The sequence below is a fragment of the Micromonospora sp. NPDC049801 genome, assembly GCF_040656575.1.
Taxonomy (GTDB): domain Bacteria; phylum Actinomycetota; class Actinomycetes; order Mycobacteriales; family Micromonosporaceae; genus Micromonospora.
This window is the reverse complement of record NZ_JBFAMS010000008.1, coordinates 268,436-291,940: the sequence shown is the minus strand read 5'-3', so window position 1 is coordinate 291,940 and position 23,505 is coordinate 268,436. Positions and strand designations below refer to the sequence as shown.

Here is a 23,505-nt window from a genome sequence, read left to right as displayed (position 1 = left end):
CCGCAGATTAGCAAGGTTCGACGGGCCGGGGTTGCCCCTGCGACGGGCGGACCGGACCGCTCGACGGCTCCCGTCCGCCGACCGCACGGTCCCGGGTGGCCCAGGCGACCATGAACACCACCGTCCACAGCACGCCGAGCAGCACCGCCGCCGCAGTACCGCTCGCCGTGTCCAGGCCCAGGTACAGCCGGGCGACGCCGACCCCCAGCACGCCCGCCGCGGCGGCCGTCCACGCGGCCACCGCCACCGGCCAGCGCGCGTTGCGCGACACCAGCCAGGCGAGGGTGCAGAGGCTCGCCGCGACCACGGCGTTCTGGGTCGGGAACGGGACGGCCTCGTTCCCACCCGGGCCGCCGTGCGTGCCGGTCAACTCGGCCACCCCGGCCAGCACCACCAGCGGCACGAACGCGCCGACCGTGCCCACCACGCTCAGCAGATCGGTACGCAGCGGGCGGCGACGCCACGCCAGTACCGCCGCCACCATCGCCACCAGCACGATCAGCGCCCACCCCCGTACCAGTGACACCACGACCAGGGTGGCGTCGGCGGCGTCCGGAGTGCGGCGGGCGGTGAACCAGACGTCGATCGCCCCGTCCAGGGCCGCCAGTCCGCTGTTGCGCACCACCACGGCGAGCAGGCCGGCGATGGCCAGCCCGGCGGCGAAGAGCAGTAGCAGCCCGACGGCCAGGTTGAGCAGCAGCGTCCAGGTCGGTCCGATCCGCATGGCCACCAGGAAGAACAGCACCCCGTAGCGGGCGCTGAGCCAGCGCACCGGCGGCAGCGCGGCGGCCCGCGACAGCAGCGCGCGCGCCGGGTCGGGGTTGCGCCCGAGCCACCGGCCGGCGAGCACCACCCCCAGCAGTCCCGCCAGCAACGCCAGTGCCGCGCCGGTGGCCCGACCGAGCACCCGGGAGACCGTGTCGTACGACTCACCGGCGAGGTGGCCGAGCAGGATCGAGCCGCCCACCCAGGTCGCCACCCCGGCCAGGTTCCAGACGGCGAACCGCCGGTACGGCATGCCGGCCGCGCCGGCCAGCCGGGGCACCAGGGTGCGGGCGAAGGCCACCCACCGCGCGGCGAACACGCCCCGCCCACCGAGGCGGGCGAGCATCGCGTCGGCCCTGCTCCACCGCTCGGGCCCGACCCGGTGACCCAGCCCGGCGCGCAGCCGGGGGCCGTAGCGCCGACCGGCGCGGAACGCCAGCGCGTCGCCGGCCAACGCCGAGACGATCATCGCGAGCAACGCCGGCCCGAGGCGCAAGGTACCGTTGTAGGTGAGGAAGCCGACGAGCAGCAGGGTAGCCTCACCCGGCACCAGCAGGCCGAAGATCACCGCGGTCTCGCCCGCCACGATCAGCGCGGCGACCAGGTAGATCCACAGGGTGGGCAGACCTTGCACCCAGGTCAGCAGGTCGTGCACTCAGGCCCCCGGGACACGGGAGCCAGCATGCCAGCCGGGGGAACCACCGGCACAGCGGTTTCACCATAGATCAGGGGCACCTGGGGGTGACCCCGACGCAGCCTGCGCGAGCGCAGGCGGAAGGATAGAGGGTATGCAGCTTCGCACCGACCTCCGCAATGTCGCCATCATCGCTCACGTCGACCACGGCAAGACCACCCTGGTCGACGCCATGTTGCGGCAGGCCGGCGCGTACGGCGCACGAGGCGAGAACACCGAGCGGGTGATGGACTCCGGCGACCTGGAGCGGGAGAAGGGCATCACGATCCTGGCGAAGAACACCGGCGTGCGGTACCTGCCCGCCGATGGTTCGGACCCGGTCACCATCAACATCATCGACACCCCGGGCCACGCCGACTTCGGCGGCGAGGTCGAGCGCGGCCTGACCATGGTCGACGGCGTGGTGCTGCTCGTCGACGCCAGTGAGGGCCCTCTCCCGCAGACCCGCTTCGTGCTGCGCAAGGCGCTGCGGGCCCGGATGCCGATCATCCTGGTGATCAACAAGGTGGACCGTCCGGACGCCCGGATCAAGGAGGTCGTGGACGACACCTACGAGCTCTTCCTCGACCTGGACGCCGACGAGGAGCAGATCGACTTCCCGATCGTCTACGCCTGCGCCCGGGACGGCATCGCCTCGCTGACCCAGCCGGCCGACGGCTCGGTGCCCGACGACAGCGACTCTCTGGAGCCGCTGTTCCGCACCCTGCTGGACACCATCCCGGCCCCCGCGTACGAGGACGACGCGCCCCTGCAGGCGCACGTCACCAACCTCGACGCGTCGCCGTTCCTCGGCCGGCTCGCGCTGTGCCGCGTCCGACAGGGCACCATCAGCAAGGGCCAGACCGTGGCCTGGTGCCGCACCGACGGCAGCACCCAGCGGGTCCGCATCTCCGAGATGTTGATGACCGAGGGTCTGGAGCGCAAGCCGGCCGAGACCGCCGGCCCGGGCGACATCATCGCCGTCGCCGGCATTCCGGAGATCATGATCGGTGAGACGCTCGCCGACGTGGAGAACCCGGTGGCGCTGCCGCTGATCACCGTCGACGAGCCGGCCATCTCGATGACCATCGGCACCAACACCTCGCCGCTGGTCGGCAGGGTCAAGGGCTCCAAGGTCACCGCCCGGATGGTCAAGGACCGCCTCGACAAGGAGCTGGTCGGCAACGTGTCGCTGCGGGTCCTGCCGACCGAGCGGCCGGACGCCTGGGAGGTGCAGGGCCGCGGCGAGCTGGCGCTGGCCATCCTGGTCGAGCAGATGCGCCGGGAGAGCTACGAGCTGACCGTCGGCAAGCCGCAGGTCGTCACCCGGGAGATCGACGGCAAGACCTGCGAGCCGGTCGAGCGGCTGACCATCGACGCCCCGGAGGAGTACCTGGGCGCGATCACCCAGCTCCTCGCGACCCGCAAGGGCCGGATGGAGCAGCTGGTCAACCACGGCACCGGCTGGATCCGGATGGAGTGGTTGGTGCCGGCGCGTGGCCTGATCGGCTTCCGCACCGAGTTCCTGACCGACACCCGGGGCACCGGCATCCTGCACCACGTCTTCGAATCGTACGAGCCGTGGTTCGGCGAGCTGCGCACCCGCAACAACGGGTCGCTCGTCGCCGACCGCTCCGGCGTGGTCACCGCCTTCGCGATGATCAACCTGCAGGAGCGCGGCCAGATGTTCGTCGAGCCGACCACCGAGGTGTACGAGGGCATGATCGTCGGCGAGAACTCCCGCTCCGACGACATGGACGTCAACATCACCAAGGAGAAGAAGCTCACCAACATGCGGGCCTCGACCTCCGACGAGACCGAGAAGCTGATCCCGCCGCGCAAGCTCTCGCTGGAGCAGGCGCTGGAGTTCTGCCGCGAGGACGAGTGCGTCGAGGTCACCCCGACCTCGGTGCGCATCCGCAAGGTGGTGCTCGACCAGCAGCAGCGCGGCCGGGCCGCCGCTCGCCGCAAGCACGCCGGCTGATCGACAACCGCACCGGGCGCGTCGGCCGCTTGCGGCCGGCGCGCCCGTGCGCTTCCCCGCCGGGGTACGTCCGCCCGACGCCGTCGTCCTCGACTACGGTCACCGGCATGACCTGGGATGATCTCGACGCCTTCCTGGACGCGGTGCCGGGCACCGTCTCGGCGTACGTGGGTCGACTCGACGCGCCCCCGAGCTGGACCCGCCACGCCCACGCCGGCCACTACGCCGCCAGCACCATGAAGGTGGCGGTGCTTGCGGCGCTGCACCGCGCCGCCGAGGCCGGCACGCTGGACCTGGACGCCGACGTCCCGGTGGTCAACGAGTTCGACTCGGCCCAGCCCGGCGCGCCCCGGTTCTCCTGCGCCCCGCACTACGACAACGACGACGCGGTCTGGGACCGGCTCGGCCGCACGGCGTCGCTGCGCTGGCTGGCCGAGCGGATGATCGTGCGGTCCAGCAACCTGGCCACCAACCTGGTCATCGGGCACGTCGGGCTGCCCGCGGTGGCGCAGGTGTGGGCCCTCGCCGACGCCCGCGACAGCGTCACCGGCCGCGGCATCGAGGACTTCGCGGCCCGCGACGCCGGCATCACCAACACCGTCACCGCCGCCGACCTGGCCGCCCTGCTGGGCGCGCTGGCCAGCGGCGTCACGACCCCCGGCCGTCTCGCCTCGCCGACCGGGTGCGCCGCCATGCTGGACGTGCTGCTCGCGCAGGAACACCGCGAGGACCTGGCCGCCGGCCTGCCCGAGGGCACCCGCATCGCGCTGAAGAACGGTTGGGTACGCGGTGTGCGGCACGGTGTCGGCGTGGTGCTGCCCGACGACGCCCCGCCGTACGTGATCGCCGTGTGCACCACCACCGACCTGGACGACGGCGACGACGACGCCTGTCGGCTGATCGCGCGCGTCTCGGCCCAGGTGTGGGCCGACCGGCACCGCCTCTGAGCCCGACGCCCTCACTCCAGCAGGTGCGCCCGCAACGCCTCGACCACGTCGTCGGTCAACCCCAACCCGTCGCGCAGGTACGCGTCGAACGAGCCGTGCACCCGGCGGACCTCCTGGTAGCCGGCGTCGAGGTACGCGGGGCGGACCTCCAGTACCGGCAGCACCGCGTCTACGTCCAGCGCGGGCTCGCGGCGGCGCATCGCCTCGACGATCACCGCGCGCAGGCTCTCGGTCAACGCGTTGTTGCGCAGGTAGTCGGCGCGGATCGCCTCCTCGTCGACTCCGAGCGCGGTGAGCAGGATGACGGTGAGCCAGCCGGTGCGGTCCTTGCCGGCCGAGCAGTGGTACAGCAGCGGCAGGTTCTCCGGGTCGGCGGCCAGGCGTACCGCCGCGCCGAAGTTCCGCCGGGCCGACTCGCCGGTGACGAACCACCGGTAGATCTCGGCCATCGCCCCCGCCGTGCCCTGCCGGGCCAACTCGGCGTACGCGTCGAGGTCGTGCCCGAGCAGCACCGCCGAGACGTACGTGAAGACCGGGTGTTCCGGATCGTGCACCGGCAGGTGCGCCACCCGGGGCTCGCCGGCCAGCCTGTCGGGCGGCGCGACGTCGATCTCCGTGCCGTCGCGCAGGTCGACCACGCAGGCCGGCGCGAGTGTCGCGAGCACCGGCAGGTCGGCGTCGGTGAGCCGGCCCAGCGCCGGGGTGCGGACGAGCTGGCCGACGCGCACTCTGCGACCATCGGCGCCGACCAGGCCGCCCAGGTCACGGGCGTTCGGCGCGCCCACCAGTTGCCAGTCCCGTACGACCATCCGGCCCGCCCTCCCGCCGTGTTCCTGCGTATAGGGTGCCCCATATGACGATCTCGGCGGTACGCACCCACCGGGTTTCCGCCCCCTTACACACCCCGTTCGTCACGGCGCTGCGCCGCACCACCACGGTGGACACGTTGATCGTCGAGCTGGTCGACGCCGACGGTCGGTCCGGCTTCGGCGAGGCGCCGCAGGTGTGGCAGGTCACCGGCGCCTCGGTCGCCGGGGCCGAGGCCTGCGTCCGCGAACTGCTCGGTCCGCTGCTGTCCGGACGCGACCCGGACGACCTGGTGGCCCGCTGCGCCGAGGTGCAGCGGGCGGTGGTGGGCAACGAGGCGGCGAAGGCGGCGGTGGACGTCGCGCTGCACGACCTGGCGGCGCGGCGTTTGGGCGTACCCCTGGCGCGGTTGCTCGGCGGCACGACCCTGCGGGTCCCGACGGACGTCACCCTCGCCGCGGGCGACGCGGTCGACCTGGCGGCGGCCGCGCGCCAGCGGCGGGCCGACGGCTTCGGCGTGCTGAAGCTCAAGGTCGGCACGGACGCGGCCGGCGACCTGGACCGGGTACGGGCGGTACGCGCGGCGGTCGGCGCGGACGTGCGCATCCGGCTGGACGCCAACCAGGGCTGGACGCCGCGCGAAGCGGTCCGGGTGATCCGTGGCATCGAGGACGCCGGGCTGGACGTGGAGCTGGTCGAGCAGCCGGTGGCCCGCTGGGACCTGGACGGGCTGGCATGGGTCAGCGACCGGGTTTCGGTGCCGATCCTGGCCGACGAGGCGGTCTTCGGGGTCCGCGACCTGGTGGAGGTGATCCGCCGCCGGGCCGCCGACCTGGTCAACGTCAAGCTGGCCAAGTGTGGCGGGCTGCACCCGGCGCGCACGCTCCTGGAGTTGGCCCGCGCGCACGGGCTCGGCACGGTGGTCGGGTCGATGATGGAGAGTCAGGTCGGCATCGGCGCGGCGGCGAGTCTGGTGGCCGCGTACGGCACCACGGCGGTCGCCGACCTGGACGCCGCGTGGTGGCTGGCCTGGTCGCCGGTGCAGGGCGGGATCCGCTACGAGGGGCCGACGGTGGTCCTACCGGACGCTCCTGGCCTGGGCATTTCCGGTCTGGCTGAAGTAAAGATGCAGACTCGTGGTTGAGCGCTGGCGGTTTTCTTCATAGGGTTGCCCCCAGACAGCCGACACGAGCTGGGGGTCGATGTGGAGCTTCAACCGGGCCGCGAGGCCGTCGTCCGGGTCGCGGTGGCGACGCTGTGGTCAGCGCCCGAGGCGGTCCGGACGGTCGACGGTCCCGCGCTCACGGCCGGCGTCGACATCCCGACCTGGGTCTCCGGCCTGGACACCGACCAGCAGGTCGGCGACTGCGTGTTGAGTCAACTCCTGCTCGGCGAGCGGGTGCTGATCGACGAGCTGCGCCCGGACGGCTGGGCCCGGGTCGTCGCCGTCGAGCAGCCGGCCGCCAAACTCGATCCCCGCGGCTACCCGGGCTGGCTCCCCGCCGACCAGCTGACCCCCACCGATCCCACCGTCAGCGGCGACCCGCTCGTCGTGGACGCCACCGTCACCGGGCTGCACGCCACCCCGGACGGGCCGGTCGTGCTGCCGGGAGTCGTCGTCGGCACCCGTCTCGTCCCGGCCGGTCCCGCCCGCGACGGCTGGCGGGCGGTCCACGTCCCGGGCCGGGCCGCGCCGCTCTGGCTGCCCGACGGGCGCCTCGTCCCGCCGTCGAGCGGGCCAGCCAGCGCCGCCGACGCGCTCGCGGTGGCCCAGCGGCTGCTGGACGTGGCCTACATCTGGGGCGGGCTGTCGGCGTACGGCATCGACTGCTCGGGCCTCGTCCACCTGGCCTGGCGCCGGTTCGGGGTGCTCCTGCCCCGCGACGCCGACGACCAGGCGGTGGCGACGACCCCCCTCGACCTGGGCGCGGAGCGCCCCGGCGACCTCTACTTCTTCGCCCGTCCCGGCCGGAAGATCCACCACATCGGCATCGTCACCGCCGCCGCCGACGGCTCGACCGACCGGCGGATGCTGCACGCCTGCTACCGACGGCGGCGGGTGATCGAGGAGCCCCTACCGGCGGACCGGACGGCCACCCTGGTGGGCGTGCACCGGGTCTGACCGGCCGGCCCGTCGCGGCGCCCGCCTCAGCGCCGGGCCGCGGCCAGCTCGCGACGCCGGTCCCGGGCGGACTTGACCAGGCTCGCGACAGTGGCGACGCCCAGCGTGCCGATGATGACCAGCAGGGACAGCCAGATCGGGATGTGCGGCGCCCACCCGACGTGCTCCCCGCCGTTGATGAACGGCAGGTTGTTGTCGGCCAGCGCCTCCAACACGAGTTTGACGCCGATGAAGCCCAGGACGACGGCCAGTCCGTAGCTCAGGTAGATCAACCGGTCGAGCAGGCCGCCGAGCAGGAAGTAGAGCTGGCGCAGACCCATCAGCGCGAACACGTTCGCGGTGAAGACCAGGTACGGCTCCTGCGTGATGCCGAAGATCGCCGGAATCGAGTCCAGCGCGAAGATCAGGTCGGTGGTGCCGATCGCGATCATCACGATCAGCATCGGCGTGAACAGCCGTCGCCCGTTCTCGTGGGTCGTCAGCTTCGCGTCGTCGTAGCCCTTGGAGATCGGCAGCGCCCGGCGGCTCCACCGGATCAGGAGGTTCTCGGAGAACTCGTCCTCGTCCGGCTCACCCTGGCGGGCCAGGTTGATCGCCGTGTAGATGAGGAACGCGCCGAAGATGTAGAAGACCCAGGAGAACTGCGAGATCAACGCCGCTCCGGCGGCGATGAACCCGCCACGCATCACCAATGCCAGCACGATGCCGATGAGCAGCACCTTCTGCTGGTACTGCCGGGGCACCCCGAACCGGGCCATGATGATGACGAAGACGAAGAGGTTGTCCACCGAGAGGCTGTACTCGGTGAGCCAACCGGTGTAGAACTGCCCCGCCGAGCTGGCCCCGGAGGCCAGCCAGACACCGGCGCCGAACAGCAGGGCGAGGCCGACGTAGAAGGCGACCCAGAGGCTCGACTCGCGCACGCTCGGCTCGTGCGGACGCCGACCGATGATCAGCAGATCGACGAGCAGCACCGCAGACAGTGCGACGAGGGTCCCCGCCCACACCAATCCGGACACGTCCAACGTTCATTCCTCCGGCAGACACGCGGCGTCGGGCACACCGTACGCCCCTGGTGGGGCCGGCGTGCCGCTGTCGCTCACTCTGGTGACTGTCGGAGGTCTCTTCCGCCCCCGACCCGCGAACGGGACGGCGACCGACGGAGCCGGGTCGGTCGCCGAGAATCCGGCGATCGTCCGTGCTGACGACTTCGTCGCGGGGGAATACTCCCCTCCTCGCGGACCATTGTTGCCCACCACGCGCCGTGATCACACCTGGGGCCCGGGGTGCCATCGCACACCCTCTTGGCCGTCCTAGGAGGCTAGCGTGTCGGGTGCGCTGATCGGGTCGGTGAACGACCAGCCGGACGCCAGCAGGTCGTCGCAGACCCGCACGGCCCGCGCCAGCCGCTCGGCGTGCGATCCGGTCAACTCCACCACCGGCACCCCCGACCCGGCCAACTCGTCGCGGAACCGGTCGGTCATCCAGGCCCGCAGGTGCTCACCGTCGCGCAACCCGTCGTCGGCGAACGGCACGCCCCGGTGGTCGGTCAGCAGGTACCGCGCCGGCCGGCGGGCCGCCGCCCGCACCTGCGGCGACGCGCTACCCAGGTAGCGCTCCTCCCAGACCGCGGTGGCCCGCGCGTCGGTGTCGCAGAACAGCAACGGCCCCGACGACCGGGCCGCCGCGTCCTCGGCGGCCTGCTGCTCGCGGACCACCTCGCGAAAGTCGTCGCGGTTCCAGCCGACGTCGAAGATCGTCGCCTCGGGCGAGCGCTCCCGCAGCCGGGCGAGCTTGCGGGCCGTCAACTCCCGGCCGTACTCGGGAACCCAGACGGTGCCGTAGTGCGCGGCGAGCGCCTCGGCCATCGTGGTGGTGCCCGTCGACTCGGCGCCGACCACCACCACCCGCCGCACGAGAGCGGCCCGCACCGGCGGGCTCAGCCACCGCCAGTGACCCGCCGGGTCCGCGCGGACCGCCGTCCCGGAGACCGGCACGGTCCGCCGATCCGGATCGACCGACACCGGTACGGCCCCGAATCGGCGGGCCAACTCCGGTCCGTACGCCTCGGAGGAGAAGACGGCGTCCACCTGCTCCGGTCCGACCGCCTCGCGGAACACCGCGCAGTGCGCGTCCCAGACCGCCGGGTCGTCGTAGTCCACCGGATGGTCGTCGTACCGGCCGACGAACCGGACCCACGGTGTGTCCGCGTGCGCCTCGCGCAGCCAGTCCAGCCGGGCCGCGAGCGGGATGGACTCCCGACGCGACGGCGCCACCACCACCGTGACGGTGGCGCAGCGGGCGGCCGCCGCCGCGATCAGGGCATGGTGCCCGGCGTGCGGCGGATAGAACTTCCCCACCACCATCCCGTGCCCGAACTCGGGACGCCGCGCCTGCGCCGTCTCGCTCACGCGGTCACCGGGGTCGGGCCGGGCGGCGCCGGGGTAGCCGGGTCGAGTCGGCGCTCATCGGCCCGCCAGGCCCGCAACCCGACCACGCACAGCGCGAGGAAGACCAGGTACAGCACGGCCGTCAGGTGCAGCCCCTTGTAGGCGTACAGCGGGATGTAGATCAGGTCGGCCGCGATCCAGAGCCACCAGCTCTCCACCCGCTTGCGGGTCTGCCCGTACGTCGCCAGCAGGGACAGCGCCGTGGTCAGCGCGTCCGGCAGCGGCACCGTCGAGTCGGTGGCCCGGTCCAGCAGGACCCAGAGCCCGCCGGTGAGCAGCACACCCACGACCGCCAGCCACACCCACTCCCGTCGGCCGGTCCGGCTCACCGTCAGCCGGGTCCGGCGTTCGCCCCCGAACAGCCAGTGCCACCAGCCGTAACAGCCGAGCGCCACGTACACGACCTGGAGCCCGGCGTCGGCGTACAGCCCGGCCGTCCAGAACAGCAGCATGAGCAGCAACACGTTGGCGATGCCGATCGGCCAGTTGGCGACGCGCTGCCGGGCCACCAGCCACACGTTGAGCACTCCGGTGGCGAACCCCAGCAGCTCCGCCCAGGTCGTGCCGACGCCCCCGACCTGGAACGCGGTACCGGTAAGCCAGTCGATGATCATGTCGTCAGACCTTAGGACGTGTGTCGACGGCGGAACAGACCCCGCGGCACCCGCACGACCCCGGGCCGTGAAAGGCTTGCCGGCATGGTGCTTGAGGTCGCGCTGATCGACGTACTGCCCGGACACGAGGACGCGTTCGCCGCCGCGTACGGCGAGGGTCACCCGGTGCTGGCCGGCACGCCCGGCTGCCGCTCGGTGCGGATGACCCGGGGCATCGAGTCGCCCACCCGGTTCGTGCTGTTGGTGGAGTGGGACTCGGTCGAGGCGCACGAGAAGAACTTCCGGGACACCGACCGGTTCGCGCGGTGGCGCGCGCTCATCGGGCCGCACTTCGCCGGACCGCCGCTGGTCGAGCACTTCCTCGACGTACCGGCCTGAGTGGACCTGTCGTACCCCGCGGTTACCGTGCCTCCCGCACGCGCGGGTCGCCGGTCCCGACGGGCTCGGGGGCGCCGGGCCCGGTGGCCGCGCGGGCGAGTCCTACTGCCCGACGCGGCGGGCCAGGACGGTGACCGTCTCCTCCGGTGACAGCGCCGCCGCCAACAGCGCCTCGGTCATCCGCTCGTACCTGTCGACGTCGAGCACGGTCGCCAGGCGCACGTCGGTGGTCAACGCCTCCAGCATCACCGTCCGCGGGTCCTCCGGGTCGGGAAAGGCATACCAGGAGTACGGCGTGAGCGGGTGCAGCCCGCCGCCGGCCAGCCCGCGTGGCAGCAACCGCACCGTCACGTGCGCCAGCCCGGTCACCGCCACCAGGTGCCGTAGCTGCTCCCGCCAGACGTCGACCGGCAGGTCGCCCGGGTCGCACACCGCCTCGGCCAGCACCGCCGTGTAACGCGGCGGATCGGCCCGGCGCAGCACCTCCTGGCGCAGCGCCCGCGCCCGCACCTCGGCCTCCACGTCGACCTCGGGCGTGAGCAGGACACCGGCGGCGACCCGCGAGCGCGCGTACGCCGCCGTCTGGAGCAGACCCGGCACGAGCGCCGGCTGGTACTCGACGATGTCGGCCGCGCCCGCCTCCAGCTCGGCGTACACGCGCTGCCGTTCGCTCATCTCGCCGAGCGCCTTCCACCAGCCGCGGCTGGTGGCCGCGTCGCGGGCGATAACGATCAACGCGTCCCGGACCGGGTTGGGCACCTGGTAGACGTCGAGCAGATCCAGCACGTCGGCGAGATCCGGACGGCTCTGCCCCAGCTCGATGCGGGACAGCTTCGACGTCGAGGCCCAGCCCAACCGGTCGCAGACCTGTTCCAGGGTCAGCGCCTCGCGTCGGCGTAGCTGACGCAGCTCAGCGCCGAGGCGCGCGCGTCGAATGACAGGACTTGTTGGCAACGGCATCCCCGCCTCCCCATCGAGGGAGCGTACGCAGGACGATCACCCAGTGCAATAGCGCGGTGGCGCACCGCAACTGAGGCGGTCGCGCCATGCGGGGAATCCGATGCCGTCGAAGCCTCCCTTCCCTGCTCAGGGCTCAGGCCGGTAGGCGCGGTCAAGCCGGAACTCAGCTCAGGGCCGGTAGGTGGCTCAGGGCCGGTAGGTGGCTCAGGCCGGTAGGTGGCTCAGGGCCGGTAGGTGGCTCAGGCCGGTAGGTGGCTCAGGGCCGGTAGGTGCCGAACGACCAGTGGATACCGGCGAGGTCACGGGCGGCGTAGTCGCGGGACCCGTAGTCGGTGTCGAACGGCTCCCGGGTGATGTCCGCTCCGGCGGCACGCGCTTGGGCGCAGTGGGCGTCGACGTCGGGCACGGCCACGTAGACGGACCAGTCGTCCTCGGCCGCCGGAGACGCCGGGCCCACCCGAGGACCCAGCATGATCATGCCGGTGTCGAGGACGAGTTCGGCGTGCGCGACCGTGCCGTCCGGCGCCTCGTGCACGGCGTGCACCTGGAAGCCGAACGCGGAACAGAGCCAGTCGATCGCGGCACGCGGATCGGGATAACGAAGGATCGGATAGACGGTTCGCATAGCGACAAGTCTCCGACCCGGAGTCGACCCCCCGATTGGACGAATGTGACCCGGGGCAGCCCAACCTGCGCCGGGATCGCCGCGCTGGAGCGGCCCGACCCCCAGGTTCCCGCAAACCGGGCTGTCGGCGCGCTCAGGACGCCCCCACTTCCCTGAACCCGAGTCGATCGTGAACGTTGATCCACACCAGGTCGCCGACGTGGCGGCAACCGGGCGGTCGGACACCGCCAGATCGGCGATCTGGAGTTGACCATGCGCGGCTTCAGTGGCTGTCCGTCCGTCTCACGCGCCGACGACGTCACGTGCCGACGGCGTCTGACGTCAGACGGGGGAGCGTGCGGCGAGCAGCGCCGCCGGTGTGGCGCCGGCGAACTGGTGGAAGTCCCGGATGAGGTGCGACTGGTCGTAGTAGCCACATCGGACGGCCACCTCGGCCCAGTCGACGGCCCGTCCACGTCCGGGCGGCGATCCGGTCGCGGCGGCATCGCGCAGCGCCGCGCGCGCGTGTTGGAAGCGCATCAACCGGGCCGCCGTCTTCGGTGGCAGGCCGACGTCCTCCCGGAACCGGGCCGCCAGATGTCGCCGGCTCCACCCCAGCTCGGCGGCGAGCTCGCCGACAGCGCCGCGCCCACCGCTCGCCGTGAGCCATCGCCAGGCCCAGTCGAGGCGGGCGTCGACGGGTGGGGACGCCGCCAGGCGGTCGGCGAGTGCCGCGTCCAGGAGCGCGAAGCGCTGCGGCCAGCCCCCGGCGTCGGCGAGCCGGCCCCGCAGCCGGTCGAGCCAGCCGCCCGGGAGCTGATCGAGGCCCACCGCCCGGTTGGTCAGCTCGACCAGCGGCAGCCCGAGGACACGCCGGGCGGTCAGCGGCGTCAGCAGCAGCTCCACGCCCTCCCCCACGCCCACCGTGCGGGTGGTGCACCAGCCGTCGAAGGTGCCGGCCACGAACGAGTCCACCCGCTCGACCCCGCGCTCGGCGCCGCGCGGATCGGTCACGTCCAGCGGCGCACCCCAGCCCAGGATCAGCACCACGAAGGCACCAGCGGTCTCCCGGCGGACCAGGGGGACGTCCGCGCGTTCCCGGTAGCCGATGTACCGGTCGACGAACGGACGCAGACGGAGCTCGGGCACTCCGAGGACCAGTTCGTCGTCGATCGGCGTCATCGCACCCGACCGCCCTTCCCGCTCGCCGCACGAACCAACCACCCACCCGGCGCGTGGCCGAGACACGCCCGCCCATGCCGGTCAAGGGTGACCAGCTCGGCACGGAGATCAACCGCGAGCGGCTGCCGGGCGCTCCACACCACAACCACGCGCGGTCACACCGGGCCCGCCCGCGTCAAGCGCAAACCTTGCCACGTCCGCCCACGCCAAGCGCCAACCGTGCCACACCCGCCCACGCCAAGCGCCAACCGTGCCACACCCGCCCACACCAAGCGCCAACCGTGCCACACCCGCCCACACCAAGCGCCAACCGTGCCACACCCGCCCACGCCGCTCGTGACCGTGTCGGTCGTGCGTGGGCGGGCCCGGCTGTCACTTCACGCCGGCGGCGTCCATCCCGCGTAGCTCCTTCTTCAGGTCGGCGACCTCGTCGCGGATCCGCGCCGCCAGCTCGAACTGCAGCTCACGGGCGGCGGCCAGCATCTGGTCGTTGAGCTCCTGGATGAGCTGGGCGAGGTCGGCGCGGGCCATCCCCTCCCGCGACGTGGTGGCGGCGGTCGACCGGCTGCGACTGCGCGTCTCCTTGACCGGCGCCTTACCCCGGGAAAGCTGGCGGACCGCACCGCCGACCCGGGAGCTCTCGGTGTCCTCCGCCTCGCGGTAGATGTCGTCCAGGATGTCGTGGATCTTCTTGCGCAGCGGCTCCGGACTGATGCCGTGCGCCTCGTTGTGCGCGATCTGCTTGGCGCGACGCCGGTCGGTCTCGTCGATCGCCGCCGCCATCGACGGCGTGATCTTGTCGGCGTACATGTGCACCTGGCCCGAGACGTTACGGGCGGCCCGCCCGATGGTCTGGATCAGGGACCGGCCGCTGCGCAGGAAGCCCTCCTTGTCGGCGTCGAGGATCGCCACCAGTGACACCTCGGGCAGGTCCAGACCCTCACGGAGCAGGTTGATGCCGACCAGCACGTCGTACTCACCCTTGCGCAGCTCACGCAGCAGCTCGACCCGGCGCAGCGTGTCGACCTCGGAGTGCAGGTAGCGCACCCGGACGCCGTTCTCCAGCAGGTAGTCCGACAGGTCCTCGGCCATCTTCTTGGTCAGCGTCGTGACGAGCACCCGCTCGTCCCGGTCGGTCCGCAGCTTGATCTCGTGCATGAGGTCGTCGATCTGGCCCTTGGTCGGCTTGATCACGACCTCCGGATCGACCAGACCGGTGGGGCGGATGACCTGCTCGACGAACTCGCCCTGGGCCTGCTCCAACTCCCACGTGCCCGGGGTCGCGGAGAGGCAGACCATCTGGCCGACCCGCTCCAGGAACTCGTCGAACCGCAGCGGCCGGTTGTCGGCCGCGCTGGGCAGCCGGAACCCGTGGTCGATGAGCATCCGCTTACGGGAGGCGTCACCCTCGTACATGCTGCCGATCTGCGGGATCGTCACGTGCGACTCGTCGACCACGGTGAGGAAGTCGTCCGGGAAGTAGTCGAGCAGGCAGTGCGGTGGGCTGCCGGGCAGCCGCCCGTCCATGTGCATCGAGTAGTTCTCGATGCCGGAGCAGAAGCCCACCTGGCGCATCATCTCGATGTCGTACGTCGTGCGCATCCGCAGTCGCTGCGCCTCCAGCAGCTTGCCCTGGCGCTCCAGCTCGGCCAGCCGCTCGGCCAGCTCCGCCTCGATGTCGCGGATGGCCCGCTCCATCCGCTCCGGGCCCGCCGCGTAGTGCGTCGCCGGGAAGATCACCAACTGGTCGACCTCGCGGACCACGTCACCGGTCAGCGGGTTGAGGTAGTAGAGCTTCTCCACCTCGTCGCCGAACAGCTCGATGCGGACCGCCAACTCCTCGTACGCCGGGATGATCTCCAACGTGTCACCGCGGACCCGGAACGTGCCTCGCTGGAAGGCCATGTCGTTGCGCGTGTACTGGATGTCGACGAGCCGGCGCAGCAACTGGTCGCGGTCGAGATCCTGACCGACCTTCACCTTCACCGCCCGGTCCAGGTACTCCTCCGGGGTGCCCAGGCCGTAGATCGCCGAGACGGTGGCGACCACGATCACGTCACGCCGGGTGAGCAGCGACATCGTCGCCGAGTGCCGCAGTCGCTCGACCTCCTCGTTGATCGAGGAGTCCTTCTCGATGTAGGTGTCGGTCTGCGGGATGTACGCCTCGGGCTGGTAGTAGTCGTAGTACGACACGAAGTACTCGACCGCGTTGTGCGGCATCAGCTCGCTGAACTCCTTGGCGAGCTGCGCGCAGAGCGTCTTGTTCGGGGCGAGCACCAAAGTCGGGCGCTGCAGCCGCTCGATGAGCCACGCGGTGGTGGCGCTCTTGCCGGTGCCGGTCGCGCCGAGGAGCACCGAGGTCCGGTCGCCGCGCCGCACCCGGCGCTCAAGGTCGTCGATGGCGGCCGGCTGGTCGCCGGCCGGCTGGTAGTCGCTGACGACCTGGAAGCGGCCGTCGAGCCGAGGAATGTCGAGCGCCATGACATCAACGGTACGCCGAAGGTCCGACATGTTCGGCTGTCGCGCAGGGTACGTGATCGGCTTCAATATTCCCATTGTGTGGCCCATGTCACCGGGACTACCCTCTTCGTGTAGGCCGCTCGCGGCGGCCGACCGGGCCGGTGGCCAGGCCGTCACATCACGGCCGGCCGCCCCCGGCACAGCGGTCGCAGCACCCGGCTCGTCCGGCGTGCGCACCCGTGTGGTCGCGCTCACGGCGCAGACCGGCCGCCGCGAGCGCCCCTGCTCCGCACTCCGGGCTCGTCACCCGATGCCGTCCCACCCGTTTCACATCCGTGGACACCTCTGGAGCCCCGGCGCCCTCCCCCGACACCACCCGGGTCGGCATCCCGGACCGCAGGGCTCGGCACGGCGTCAGGGACGGCCGGCCCAGCCGTGCCGAGGTCAGGGACCGGAGCACCCCCGTCGGCGATACCGGCCGCGGCGTCGGGTCGGCCCGGGCCAGGCGACGCCGGCGTACGCTGCTGCTCCTGCTCGCCCTGACCGCCGTGACGTCGGCGTCGGCGCTGGTGCTCGGGCTGCTGAGTTGGGCGCCCGACCCACCCGCGCCGGCCCGGCCGCTGACCGTCGCCGAGGCCGAGCGGCTGGCCGCCATGCGGGTCACCAACCTGCGGGACCTGCGCGCCGGTGTGCGCGTCACCGCCGGCGAGGGCGCCGCCCGTACCGAGCTGGTGGGCTGGGTGGACTGGTCGCGTTCCCTGCTCTACCTGGACGTCGGCGGGCCGGGGGCGGGCGCCGACCGGGGCCTGGTGCAGAGCGCCGGCCCGGTCCTGGTGGTCCGGCCGGACCCGACGGCCGTACCCACCCCGGCCGCGCCTCCGCTGGTGCCGCCGACGGACCGCTGGCGGCTGCGTCACCTGACACCCGGCACGCGCCTGGCGTCGGTCCTCGACCTGCTCCTCGGCCTCGCGGCCGACCGCCCGGACCCGATCCCGACCGCCGGTGACGCGCGCTGGATCGCCCAGGAGGTGGTCACGGCCGGGACGCTGGACGTACTCCAGGCGTCGCTGGGCGCCGCGACGCCCACCGCCGCCAGCACCGCGGCACCGGCCAGCACCGGGGCACCGGCCAGCACCGCGGCAGCCGCCAGCACCGGGGCCGGCACGCCGGCGGCCGGCAGCCACGAGGCCCGGTACTGGCTCGACCGGGACGGCCGACTGCACAAGCTGGTGACACGTCTACCCGGCGTCGGGCCGCTCACGGTGCTCCTCGACCGGATCGACCGTCCCACGCTGCATCCGGTGGACGCGCTCGGCGGCCGACCCGGCCTGCCCCGGGCGCTCACGGAGGCCGAGCAGCGGAGGTGGAACGCGCTGCCGGCCCGGCTGCGCGGCCAGGGCGGCGCCACGCTGACGCTGGCCGCGCCGGTGGGCGTCGAGGTCAACCTGCGGGGCGCCGGTTGGCTGGGCTGGTCCGCCCGTACCGCCTACCTGGCGGTCGCCGACCTGGGCGTACCCGATCGCCGGACCCTCCTGCACCGCGACGCCGCCGGCCTGTCCCGTACCGACGTGCCCGCCGACGCCGGTGGCGGTGGCACGGCCGAGACGCCCGGTCGGCCGCCGTTCCCGGTCCCCGCCGGCACGTGGCGGACCACCCGGTCCGCCCGCGACGACCTGGACCTGCTGGTCGACGCCGCGGTGGCCGCCGCCGACCCGGCGGCCCGGCGTGGCGCCCCCGTGCGCCTCCGTGAGGACCTCGCCGACGGGCGGACGGTGGACGTCGTGGAGTTCCGCAGTGGCGCCGCGCGGCTGCGCTACTGGATCGACCGGGACGGGTTGCTGCGCCGGGTGGAGCTGCTCACCGGCCCCGGCGCGTGGGCACAGCTGGACCTCTCTCCCGCCGTGGTGCCCCGCCTCCCGCCGCCACCGCGCGCCGCCGGTCGACCGCCCGCAACACGCTGACCAGGGGTCAGGGCCGCCAGTCGGTCTGCGCGGCCCACCGCTCGGCCCGCAGGTGCTCCTCGTCGAACCAGGGGTCGCGGGCCGTGCCGGAGTCACCGACGTGCGGCGCCGCGTCCACCAGATCGCGCTTGAGCAGCAGGTACGCCGCCCGTCGATCCGGGTCGGCGCGCAGGTGGTCCCGCACCAGCAACGCGTACCGCCAGCCGGGCGAGTCCGCCGCCCGTACGTGCAGCCGCACCGGGCGACCTGGGTCGGCGCTGCCGTGCAGCCGCTTCTCCCACCGCCCCCGGCCGGCCGGACGCGGATCGTCCCACCAGTGCCCCGGGACCCGGGGGAACCCCGCGCCCGCCAGCCGCTCGGCCAGCGGCCCGTCGGCGTCCGCGAGGCTGGGCACGGCGAGCTGCACGTCGATGACGTCGGCGGCGGCCAGGCCGGGCACCGCCGTCGCGCCGATGTGGTCGATCCGCAGGTCCGCCGGGGCGACCGCGTGGCGGATCCGGGCGGCCAACCGCGCGTACTGCTCGGGCCAGCTCGCGTCGGCCTCCGCCGCGTCGTCGCGCGCGGGCGGCGACGCGACCCGCCGCTGCCGCAGATTGTGCTCGTAGGGTCGCAGCCGCTGCCGCCACAGCGTGTCCACGGCGTCGTGCAGCGCCGCCAGACTGCCGTCGTTGGTCACCACCACGTCGGCGACCGCCCGCCGGCGATCGTCATCGGCCTGCGCGGCGATCCGCCGCTCGGCCTCCGCGCGGGTCATGCCCCGGTCGCGCGTCAGTCGCTCCAGCCGGGTCCGCACGGCCGTCTGCACCACGACCACCAGGTGGTACGTCGGCGCGAGCCCCACCTCCACCAGCAGCGGTACGTCGTTGACGACGATCGCGTCCGGCACCGCCGCCGCGACCAGCTCGGCGGTACGCGCCCGTACCCGCGGGTGGGTGATCGCCTCCAGCCGGCGGCGGGCGGCCTCGTCGGAGAACACCAGCGCGCCCAGCGCGGCGCGGTCCAGCGCGCCGTCGGCGTCCAGTACCCCGGCGGAGAAGGCGGTGACGATCTCCGCGAGGCCCTCGGTGCCCGGCGCGACGACCTCCCGGGCGACCTGGTCGGCATCGACGAGCACCGCGCCCAACTCCACCAACCGCGCGGCCACCGCGCTCTTGCCCGACCCGATCCCGCCGGTCAAACCCACCCTCAGCACCAGGACAGTCAACCGGATCGCGGGCCACCGGCCAAACAGGCCCGTCCCGCCCGGTGCCGTCGCACACCCCGGGCCAGACCCCGCGCCGCTCGCGAGAGCGCGGCGCCACGTGCGACACGGCCGGTGGGTACGACGAAGGCCCCGCCTCCGGCGATCCGAGGATCGCGGGAGACGGGGCCTGCCGTCGTTCAGCGGGTCACTTACCGCCGGCGAGCTTCTCCCGCAGAGCGGCGAGCGCCTCGTCGGTGGCCAGGGTGCCGGCCGGCTCCTCGTTCTGCCGGCTCGGGGCCGGGCTGGACGAGGAGGTGGTGCCGCCAGTGGCAGCCGGGACGGCGGGGGCCGGGTTGGCAGCGGCCTCGGCGTCGGCGGCGCGAGAGGTCTGCACCTGCTTGGTGTGGGCCTCCCAACGCTGACGGGCCTCGGCGTACTGGTTCTCCCAGGTCTCGCGCTGCTTGTCGTACCCCTCGAGCCACTCGCCCGTCTCCGGGTCGAAGCCCTCCGGGTAGATGTAGTTGCCCTCGGTGTCGTACGTCGCGGCCATGCCGTAGAGGGTCGGGTCGAAGTGCTCCTCGCCCTCGACGAAGCCCTCGTTGGCCTGCTTGAGCGACAGGGAGATCCGGCGACGCTCGAGGTCGATGTCGATGACCTTGACCATGACCTCGGAGCCGACCTGGACGACCTGCTCCGGGATCTCCACGTGGCGCTCGGCCAGCTCGGAGATGTGGACCAGGCCCTCGATGCCGTCGTCCACCCGGACGAACGCACCGAACGGAACCAGCTTGGTGACCTTACCCGGCACGATCTGCTGGATCGCGTGGGTGCGGGCGAACTGCCGCCACGGGTCCTCCTGCGTCGCCTTCAGCGACAGGGAGACACGCTCGCGGTCCAGGTCGACGTCCAGGACCTCGACCTCGACCTCCTGGCCCACCTCGACGACCTCGGACGGGTGGTCGATGTGCTTCCAGGACAGCTCGGAGACGTGCACCAGACCGTCGACGCCGCCGAGGTCCACGAAAGCGCCGAAGTTGACGATCGAGGACACGACGCCCTTGCGGACCTGGCCCTTCTGCAGCTTGTTGAGGAACTCGGTACGCACCTCGGACTGCGTCTGCTCGAGCCAGGCACGGCGGGACAGCACCACGTTGTTGCGGTTCTTGTCCAGCTCGATGATCTTGGCTTCGAGCTCACGCCCGACGTACGGCTGCAGGTCACGCACGCGCCGCATCTCGACCAGGGACGCGGGCAGGAAGCCGCGCAGGCCGATGTCGAGGATGAGACCACCCTTGACGACCTCGATGACAGAGCCGCGGACGACGCCGTCCTCGTCCTTGATCTTCTCGATCGTGCCCCAGGCCCGCTCGTACTGCGCCCGCTTCTTGGAGAGGATCAGACGCCCCTCCTTGTCCTCCTTCTGGAGGACCAGGGCCTCGATGTGGTCGCCAACCGTCACAACCTCGGCGGGGTCCACGTCGTGCTTGATCGACAACTCACGAGAGGGGATGACACCCTCGGTCTTGTAGCCGATGTCGAGCAGGACCTCGTCCCGATCGACCTTGACGACGGTGCCTTCGACAATGTCGCCGTCGTTGAAGTACTTGATGGTCTCGTCGATCGCGGCGAGGAAAGCCTCCTCGGAACCGAGATCGTCGTGGGTGACCCGGGTGGCGCTCGAGGGGGCCTCGATGCTGCTCGTCATGTGGGCGGTTGCTCCGGTCGGTGGGTTGTCACAGCAGGCTGGTGTGTCGCAGTGACCTGTTCGCGCCAGCGGATCCGCCGCCGGGCACACCGAACGATCGCCTAGTGAGATCATGATGTGGCTCCGACGACCGCGCACCTGCTCCCTGCCGAGGCAACGCGATCCGCGAGCGCATCGTCTAGCCTACCGTGCGCATTACCACAGCGTGCAAGCCCTCCCGCCTCCTCGCCGCGCGATGACCTGCGAAAGCCGAACAATCGCCCGGAAATGACCCCTGCTGTCTCGTAGGTCACAGCGGACCCAGCCGTCGGCTGGTCGGACCCGGTTTGACCGACTCGGCTTCCTGGAAACCGGGCCATCCCGCCGCCCCGGAGACCCCGATTTCCCCGAAGCCGGACGCGCCGCCGCACCCAATGGGGTGGGTGGGGCCTAGCGTGAGCGGGTGGATGACGACAGCCGGGTGACCCGGCGCGGCGTGGGTGACGCCGAGGTCCGGCGGGCCAACCGTGGCTGGTGGGACACCGACGCCGACGACTACCAGGCCGAGCACGGCGCGTTCCTCGGCGACGTGGACTTCGTCTGGTGCCCGGAGGGGTTGCGCGAGGCGGACGCCCACCTCCTCGGCGACGTGTCGGGACGACGGGTGCTCGAGGTGGGTTGCGGCGCCGCCGCGGCCGCCCGCTGGCTCGCCACCCAGGGCGCGCGGCCGGTCGCCTTCGACCTGTCCGCCGGCATGTTGCGGCACGCCGCCAAGGCGGCCGAGGCCACCGGGGTACGCGTCCCGCTGGTGCAGGCCGACGCGCTCGCGCTGCCCTTCGCCGACCGGTCGTTCGACGTGGCCTGCACGGCGTTCGGGGCGATCCCGTTCGTGGACGATTCGGCGGCCCTGCTCGCCGAGGTGCACCGGGTGCTGCGTCCGGGCGGCCGGTGGGTGTTCTCGGTGACCCACCCGATGCGCTGGATCTTCCTGGACGACCCCGGCGAGGGCGGGCTGAAGGCCGTGCACTCGTACTTCGACCGCTCCCCCTACGTCGAGCAGGACGAGAACGGCGTGGCGACCTACGTCGAGCAGCACCGGACCCTCGGTGACCGGATCCGGGAACTGGTCGGCGCGGGGTTCCGGCTGCTGGACCTCGTGGAGCCGGAGTGGCCGGAGGGACACGAGGGCATCTGGGGGCAGTGGAGCCCGCTGCGCGGACGGCTCTTCCCCGGCACCGCCATCTTCGTCACCGAGAAGCCCGCGGGGTGAGCGCGTCGCACCCGCGGTCCGACCTGCAGTCCATCGATCGCCGGTAAGCTCGACCCCATGAGCGCCGAGCCGACATCACCTGGCCCCTGGTGTCCGGACCCGATGCGGCAACAGCGTGCCGACTACACGCTGGAGGACCTGCTCACCCTGCCGGACGACGCCCCCCGCGTCGAACTCGTCGCCGGAGTTATCCAGGTGACACCCTCCCCCACCCTGGGCCATCAGAACATCTCCAGCCTGCTGTGGCTCTGGCTACACAGCCACGCGCCGAAGCACCTCGGCGCCGCCCAGGCCATCGGTGTCAGGCTCAGCCACAACACGAGCCGACAGCCCGACGTGCTGTTGCACCGTGCCGGAGTGGCGTCCGCCCGTTCCATCCTGCGATCAGACGACGTCGTACTCGCCGTGGAGATCGTTTCGCCTGGCACCCGCCGCATCGACCGGTTCGCCAAGCCTGGTGAGTACGCCGCTGCCGGCATTCCCTTCTACTGGCGGATCGAGCAGGACCCGGTACACGTGTACGCGTACCGGGTCGGTCCGGGCGGTGAGCGGCAGTACGAGCTGGTCGCCGACGGTGCCGACGTGATCGAGCTGACCGAGCCGTTCGACATGAAGCTGTCGATCGCCGAGATCAGGCCGTAGCCGTTTCGCCCCGGCGGGGTCGGGTAGCCGGGGGCATGGCCGAACAGAGATTCCACCAGGGCGACCGTGTCTCCTGGTCGGCCCATGGCAGCCGCGCGTACGGCGTGGTGCAGGGCACGATCACCGAGCGGACGCGGATTCGCGGGCGGGCGGTGAGCGCGGCCCCCAACGACCCGCAGTACCGGGTCCGCAGTGACGGCACGGGCCGCGACGTGGCCCACCGCCCGGAGGCGCTGCGCCATGAGCAGAGTTGACGAGCAGGGCCGGGACACCTACCGGGAGTTCACCGACGCGGTGAACATGAAGCCCGGCGAGCTGTCGACGTGGCTGGAGACCGACGAGTCGAAGCAGGTCGGCTGGCACAAGGGTGGCCGTACCGGTGGCGGCGAGTCGGTCGGGCACGAGTCCGGCCGGAAGATCATCAACCTGCTCCGCCGCAAGCGCGCCGACCTCTCGGAGGCGGACTACAAGCACATGCGCAAGGTGGTCGGCTACGTCCGCCGGCACATGGCGCAGCGCCCGTCCGGCAACGTGCGCGACACGAAGTGGCGCTGGTCCCTGATGAACTGGGGCCACGACCCGATGAAGTAGCGACCCCGACCGCCTCCGCGGACTCCGTGCCACAGGATCCGCACCAGGCGCCGCCAAGATCCGCGCAACTTCGGCGACGTTGCTGCCTCAGACGTCCCGGATGCAGCACTTTCCCCGAAGTTGCGCGGATCATCGCGCATGCCCACCTCGTCGGGTGCGGGTGCCGCGAGAGCGGACGGGCAGCATGCAACCCGACGGGTATGGCTGCGAGAGAAAACGGACAACGAC

The 23,505-nt window shown here is 72.3% G+C and carries 21 protein-coding genes; 10 read left to right on the top strand and 11 right to left on the bottom strand.

Features of this window, described 5'->3' with window-relative positions:
* Nucleotides 1-7: 7 nt before the first annotated feature.
* Nucleotides 8-1,420, bottom strand: a complete 1,413-nt coding sequence (locus tag AB0I89_RS17565) for a DedA family protein (RefSeq protein WP_357127271.1) — start codon at nucleotides 1,418-1,420, stop codon at nucleotides 8-10.
* A 133-nt stretch (nucleotides 1,421-1,553) separates the two neighbouring features.
* Here AB0I89_RS17565 and typA point away from each other — a divergent pair, with 133 nt between their 5' ends.
* Both typA and AB0I89_RS17555 read left to right on the top strand, forming a co-directional pair.
* Nucleotides 1,554-3,422, top strand: coding sequence for a translational GTPase TypA (typA, locus tag AB0I89_RS17560; RefSeq protein WP_357127268.1), 1,869 nt, complete (start codon nucleotides 1,554-1,556; stop codon nucleotides 3,420-3,422).
* A gap of 107 nt (nucleotides 3,423-3,529) precedes the next feature.
* Complete coding sequence (locus tag AB0I89_RS17555) at nucleotides 3,530-4,369, top strand: serine hydrolase (protein WP_357127265.1); 840 nt, start codon at nucleotides 3,530-3,532, stop codon at nucleotides 4,367-4,369.
* Between the two features lie 11 nt (nucleotides 4,370-4,380).
* Here AB0I89_RS17555 and AB0I89_RS17550 read toward each other — a convergent pair whose 3' ends face one another.
* Nucleotides 4,381-5,178 carry a tyrosine-protein phosphatase gene (locus AB0I89_RS17550; RefSeq protein WP_357127262.1) on the bottom strand — a complete coding sequence of 266 codons (798 nt, stop codon included), beginning with the start codon at nucleotides 5,176-5,178 and terminating at the stop codon, nucleotides 4,381-4,383.
* A 44-nt stretch (nucleotides 5,179-5,222) separates the two neighbouring features.
* Between AB0I89_RS17550 and AB0I89_RS17545 the strand changes: the two genes are divergently transcribed.
* Both AB0I89_RS17545 and AB0I89_RS17540 read left to right on the top strand, forming a co-directional pair.
* Entirely contained in the window at nucleotides 5,223-6,320 is a 1,098-nt protein-coding gene (locus tag AB0I89_RS17545; protein WP_357127259.1) for a dipeptide epimerase, read from the top strand.
* Between the two features lie 60 nt (nucleotides 6,321-6,380).
* The gene (locus AB0I89_RS17540) at nucleotides 6,381-7,298 is read left to right on the top strand and encodes an NlpC/P60 family protein (protein WP_357127256.1); all 918 of its coding nucleotides are present in this window, start codon (nucleotides 6,381-6,383) and stop codon (nucleotides 7,296-7,298) included.
* Nucleotides 7,299-7,324: 26 nt separating this feature from the next.
* On the opposite strand, the gene AB0I89_RS17535 is transcribed toward AB0I89_RS17540, so the two are convergent.
* The 3 genes from AB0I89_RS17535 to pnuC form a co-directional block, all read right to left on the bottom strand.
* The gene (locus AB0I89_RS17535; protein WP_357127253.1) at nucleotides 7,325-8,323 is read right to left on the bottom strand and encodes a TerC family protein; all 999 of its coding nucleotides are present in this window, start codon (nucleotides 8,321-8,323) and stop codon (nucleotides 7,325-7,327) included.
* Nucleotides 8,324-8,611: 288 nt separating this feature from the next.
* On the bottom strand, nucleotides 8,612-9,709 hold the full coding sequence (locus AB0I89_RS17530; protein WP_357127249.1) for an AAA family ATPase: 1,098 nt from the start codon (nucleotides 9,707-9,709) through the stop codon (nucleotides 8,612-8,614).
* Entirely contained in the window at nucleotides 9,706-10,362 is a 657-nt protein-coding gene (gene pnuC / locus AB0I89_RS17525) for a nicotinamide riboside transporter PnuC (protein ID WP_357127246.1), read from the bottom strand. The genes AB0I89_RS17530 and pnuC overlap by 4 nt, the downstream gene beginning before the upstream one ends.
* 84 nt (nucleotides 10,363-10,446) lie before the next feature.
* On the opposite strand from pnuC, the gene AB0I89_RS17520 reads away from it, so the two are divergent.
* A complete protein-coding gene (locus AB0I89_RS17520) occupies nucleotides 10,447-10,740 on the top strand; it encodes an antibiotic biosynthesis monooxygenase family protein (protein ID WP_357127243.1) in 294 nt (97 codons plus the stop codon).
* A 102-nt stretch (nucleotides 10,741-10,842) separates the two neighbouring features.
* Here AB0I89_RS17520 and AB0I89_RS17515 read toward each other — a convergent pair whose 3' ends face one another.
* From AB0I89_RS17515 to uvrB, 4 genes are all read right to left on the bottom strand, one after another.
* Nucleotides 10,843-11,700 carry a helix-turn-helix transcriptional regulator gene (locus tag AB0I89_RS17515; protein WP_357127240.1) on the bottom strand — a complete coding sequence of 286 codons (858 nt, stop codon included), beginning with the start codon at nucleotides 11,698-11,700 and terminating at the stop codon, nucleotides 10,843-10,845.
* A gap of 256 nt (nucleotides 11,701-11,956) precedes the next feature.
* A complete protein-coding gene (locus AB0I89_RS17510) occupies nucleotides 11,957-12,325 on the bottom strand; it encodes a VOC family protein (RefSeq protein WP_357127237.1) in 369 nt (122 codons plus the stop codon).
* 321 nt (nucleotides 12,326-12,646) lie between these two features.
* Nucleotides 12,647-13,486 carry a helix-turn-helix domain-containing protein gene (locus AB0I89_RS17505; protein WP_357127234.1) on the bottom strand — a complete coding sequence of 280 codons (840 nt, stop codon included), beginning with the start codon at nucleotides 13,484-13,486 and terminating at the stop codon, nucleotides 12,647-12,649.
* A gap of 372 nt (nucleotides 13,487-13,858) precedes the next feature.
* Nucleotides 13,859-15,967, bottom strand: coding sequence for an excinuclease ABC subunit UvrB (uvrB, locus tag AB0I89_RS17500; RefSeq protein ID WP_357127231.1), 2,109 nt, complete (start codon nucleotides 15,965-15,967; stop codon nucleotides 13,859-13,861).
* 314 nt (nucleotides 15,968-16,281) lie between these two features.
* Here uvrB and AB0I89_RS17495 point away from each other — a divergent pair, with 314 nt between their 5' ends.
* A complete protein-coding gene (locus AB0I89_RS17495; protein ID WP_357127228.1) occupies nucleotides 16,282-17,907 on the top strand; it encodes a hypothetical protein in 1,626 nt (541 codons plus the stop codon).
* 7 nt (nucleotides 17,908-17,914) lie between these two features.
* On the opposite strand, the gene coaE is transcribed toward AB0I89_RS17495, so the two are convergent.
* Entirely contained in the window at nucleotides 17,915-19,099 is a 1,185-nt protein-coding gene (gene coaE / locus AB0I89_RS17490) for a dephospho-CoA kinase (protein ID WP_357127225.1), read from the bottom strand.
* A 196-nt stretch (nucleotides 19,100-19,295) separates the two neighbouring features.
* Nucleotides 19,296-20,795, bottom strand: a complete 1,500-nt coding sequence (gene rpsA, locus AB0I89_RS17485; RefSeq protein ID WP_357127222.1) for a 30S ribosomal protein S1 — start codon at nucleotides 20,793-20,795, stop codon at nucleotides 19,296-19,298.
* A 442-nt stretch (nucleotides 20,796-21,237) separates the two neighbouring features.
* Between rpsA and AB0I89_RS17480 the strand changes: the two genes are divergently transcribed.
* The 4 genes from AB0I89_RS17480 to AB0I89_RS17465 all read left to right on the top strand — a co-directional run bounded on the left by AB0I89_RS17480 (nucleotide 21,238) and on the right by AB0I89_RS17465 (nucleotide 23,277).
* On the top strand, nucleotides 21,238-22,044 hold the full coding sequence (locus AB0I89_RS17480; protein ID WP_357127219.1) for a class I SAM-dependent methyltransferase: 807 nt from the start codon (nucleotides 21,238-21,240) through the stop codon (nucleotides 22,042-22,044).
* Between the two features lie 102 nt (nucleotides 22,045-22,146).
* The gene (locus AB0I89_RS17475; protein WP_357127216.1) at nucleotides 22,147-22,686 is read left to right on the top strand and encodes a Uma2 family endonuclease; all 540 of its coding nucleotides are present in this window, start codon (nucleotides 22,147-22,149) and stop codon (nucleotides 22,684-22,686) included.
* Between the two features lie 35 nt (nucleotides 22,687-22,721).
* Complete coding sequence (locus AB0I89_RS17470) at nucleotides 22,722-22,940, top strand: DUF2945 domain-containing protein (RefSeq protein ID WP_357127213.1); 219 nt, start codon at nucleotides 22,722-22,724, stop codon at nucleotides 22,938-22,940.
* Nucleotides 22,927-23,277 carry a DUF3140 domain-containing protein gene (locus AB0I89_RS17465; protein WP_357127210.1) on the top strand — a complete coding sequence of 117 codons (351 nt, stop codon included), beginning with the start codon at nucleotides 22,927-22,929 and terminating at the stop codon, nucleotides 23,275-23,277. The genes AB0I89_RS17470 and AB0I89_RS17465 overlap by 14 nt, the downstream gene beginning before the upstream one ends.
* Nucleotides 23,278-23,505 lie beyond the last annotated feature (228 nt).

Bases quoted from the DNA above. Each gene is read 5' to 3' on its own strand.
- AB0I89_RS17505 (WP_357127234.1), bottom strand. From the start codon at position 13,486: ATGACGCCGATCGACGACGAACTGGTCCTCGGAGTGCCCGAGCTCCGT.
- AB0I89_RS17545 (WP_357127259.1), top strand. From the start codon at position 5,223: ATGACGATCTCGGCGGTACGCACCCACCGGGTTTCCGCCCCCTTACAC.
- AB0I89_RS17520 (WP_357127243.1), top strand. From the start codon at position 10,447: ATGGTGCTTGAGGTCGCGCTGATCGACGTACTGCCCGGACACGAGGAC.
- AB0I89_RS17475 (WP_357127216.1), top strand. From the start codon at position 22,147: ATGCGGCAACAGCGTGCCGACTACACGCTGGAGGACCTGCTCACCCTG.
- typA (WP_357127268.1), top strand. From the start codon at position 1,554: ATGCAGCTTCGCACCGACCTCCGCAATGTCGCCATCATCGCTCACGTC.
- AB0I89_RS17470 (WP_357127213.1), top strand. From the start codon at position 22,722: ATGGCCGAACAGAGATTCCACCAGGGCGACCGTGTCTCCTGGTCGGCC.
- rpsA (WP_357127222.1), bottom strand. From the start codon at position 20,795: ATGACGAGCAGCATCGAGGCCCCCTCGAGCGCCACCCGGGTCACCCAC.
- AB0I89_RS17510 (WP_357127237.1), bottom strand. From the start codon at position 12,325: ATGCGAACCGTCTATCCGATCCTTCGTTATCCCGATCCGCGTGCCGCG.
- AB0I89_RS17465 (WP_357127210.1), top strand. From the start codon at position 22,927: ATGAGCAGAGTTGACGAGCAGGGCCGGGACACCTACCGGGAGTTCACC.
- uvrB (WP_357127231.1), bottom strand. From the start codon at position 15,967: ATGGCGCTCGACATTCCTCGGCTCGACGGCCGCTTCCAGGTCGTCAGC.
- AB0I89_RS17515 (WP_357127240.1), bottom strand. From the start codon at position 11,700: ATGCCGTTGCCAACAAGTCCTGTCATTCGACGCGCGCGCCTCGGCGCT.
- AB0I89_RS17555 (WP_357127265.1), top strand. From the start codon at position 3,530: ATGACCTGGGATGATCTCGACGCCTTCCTGGACGCGGTGCCGGGCACC.
- AB0I89_RS17550 (WP_357127262.1), bottom strand. From the start codon at position 5,178: ATGGTCGTACGGGACTGGCAACTGGTGGGCGCGCCGAACGCCCGTGAC.
- pnuC (WP_357127246.1), bottom strand. From the start codon at position 10,362: ATGATCATCGACTGGCTTACCGGTACCGCGTTCCAGGTCGGGGGCGTC.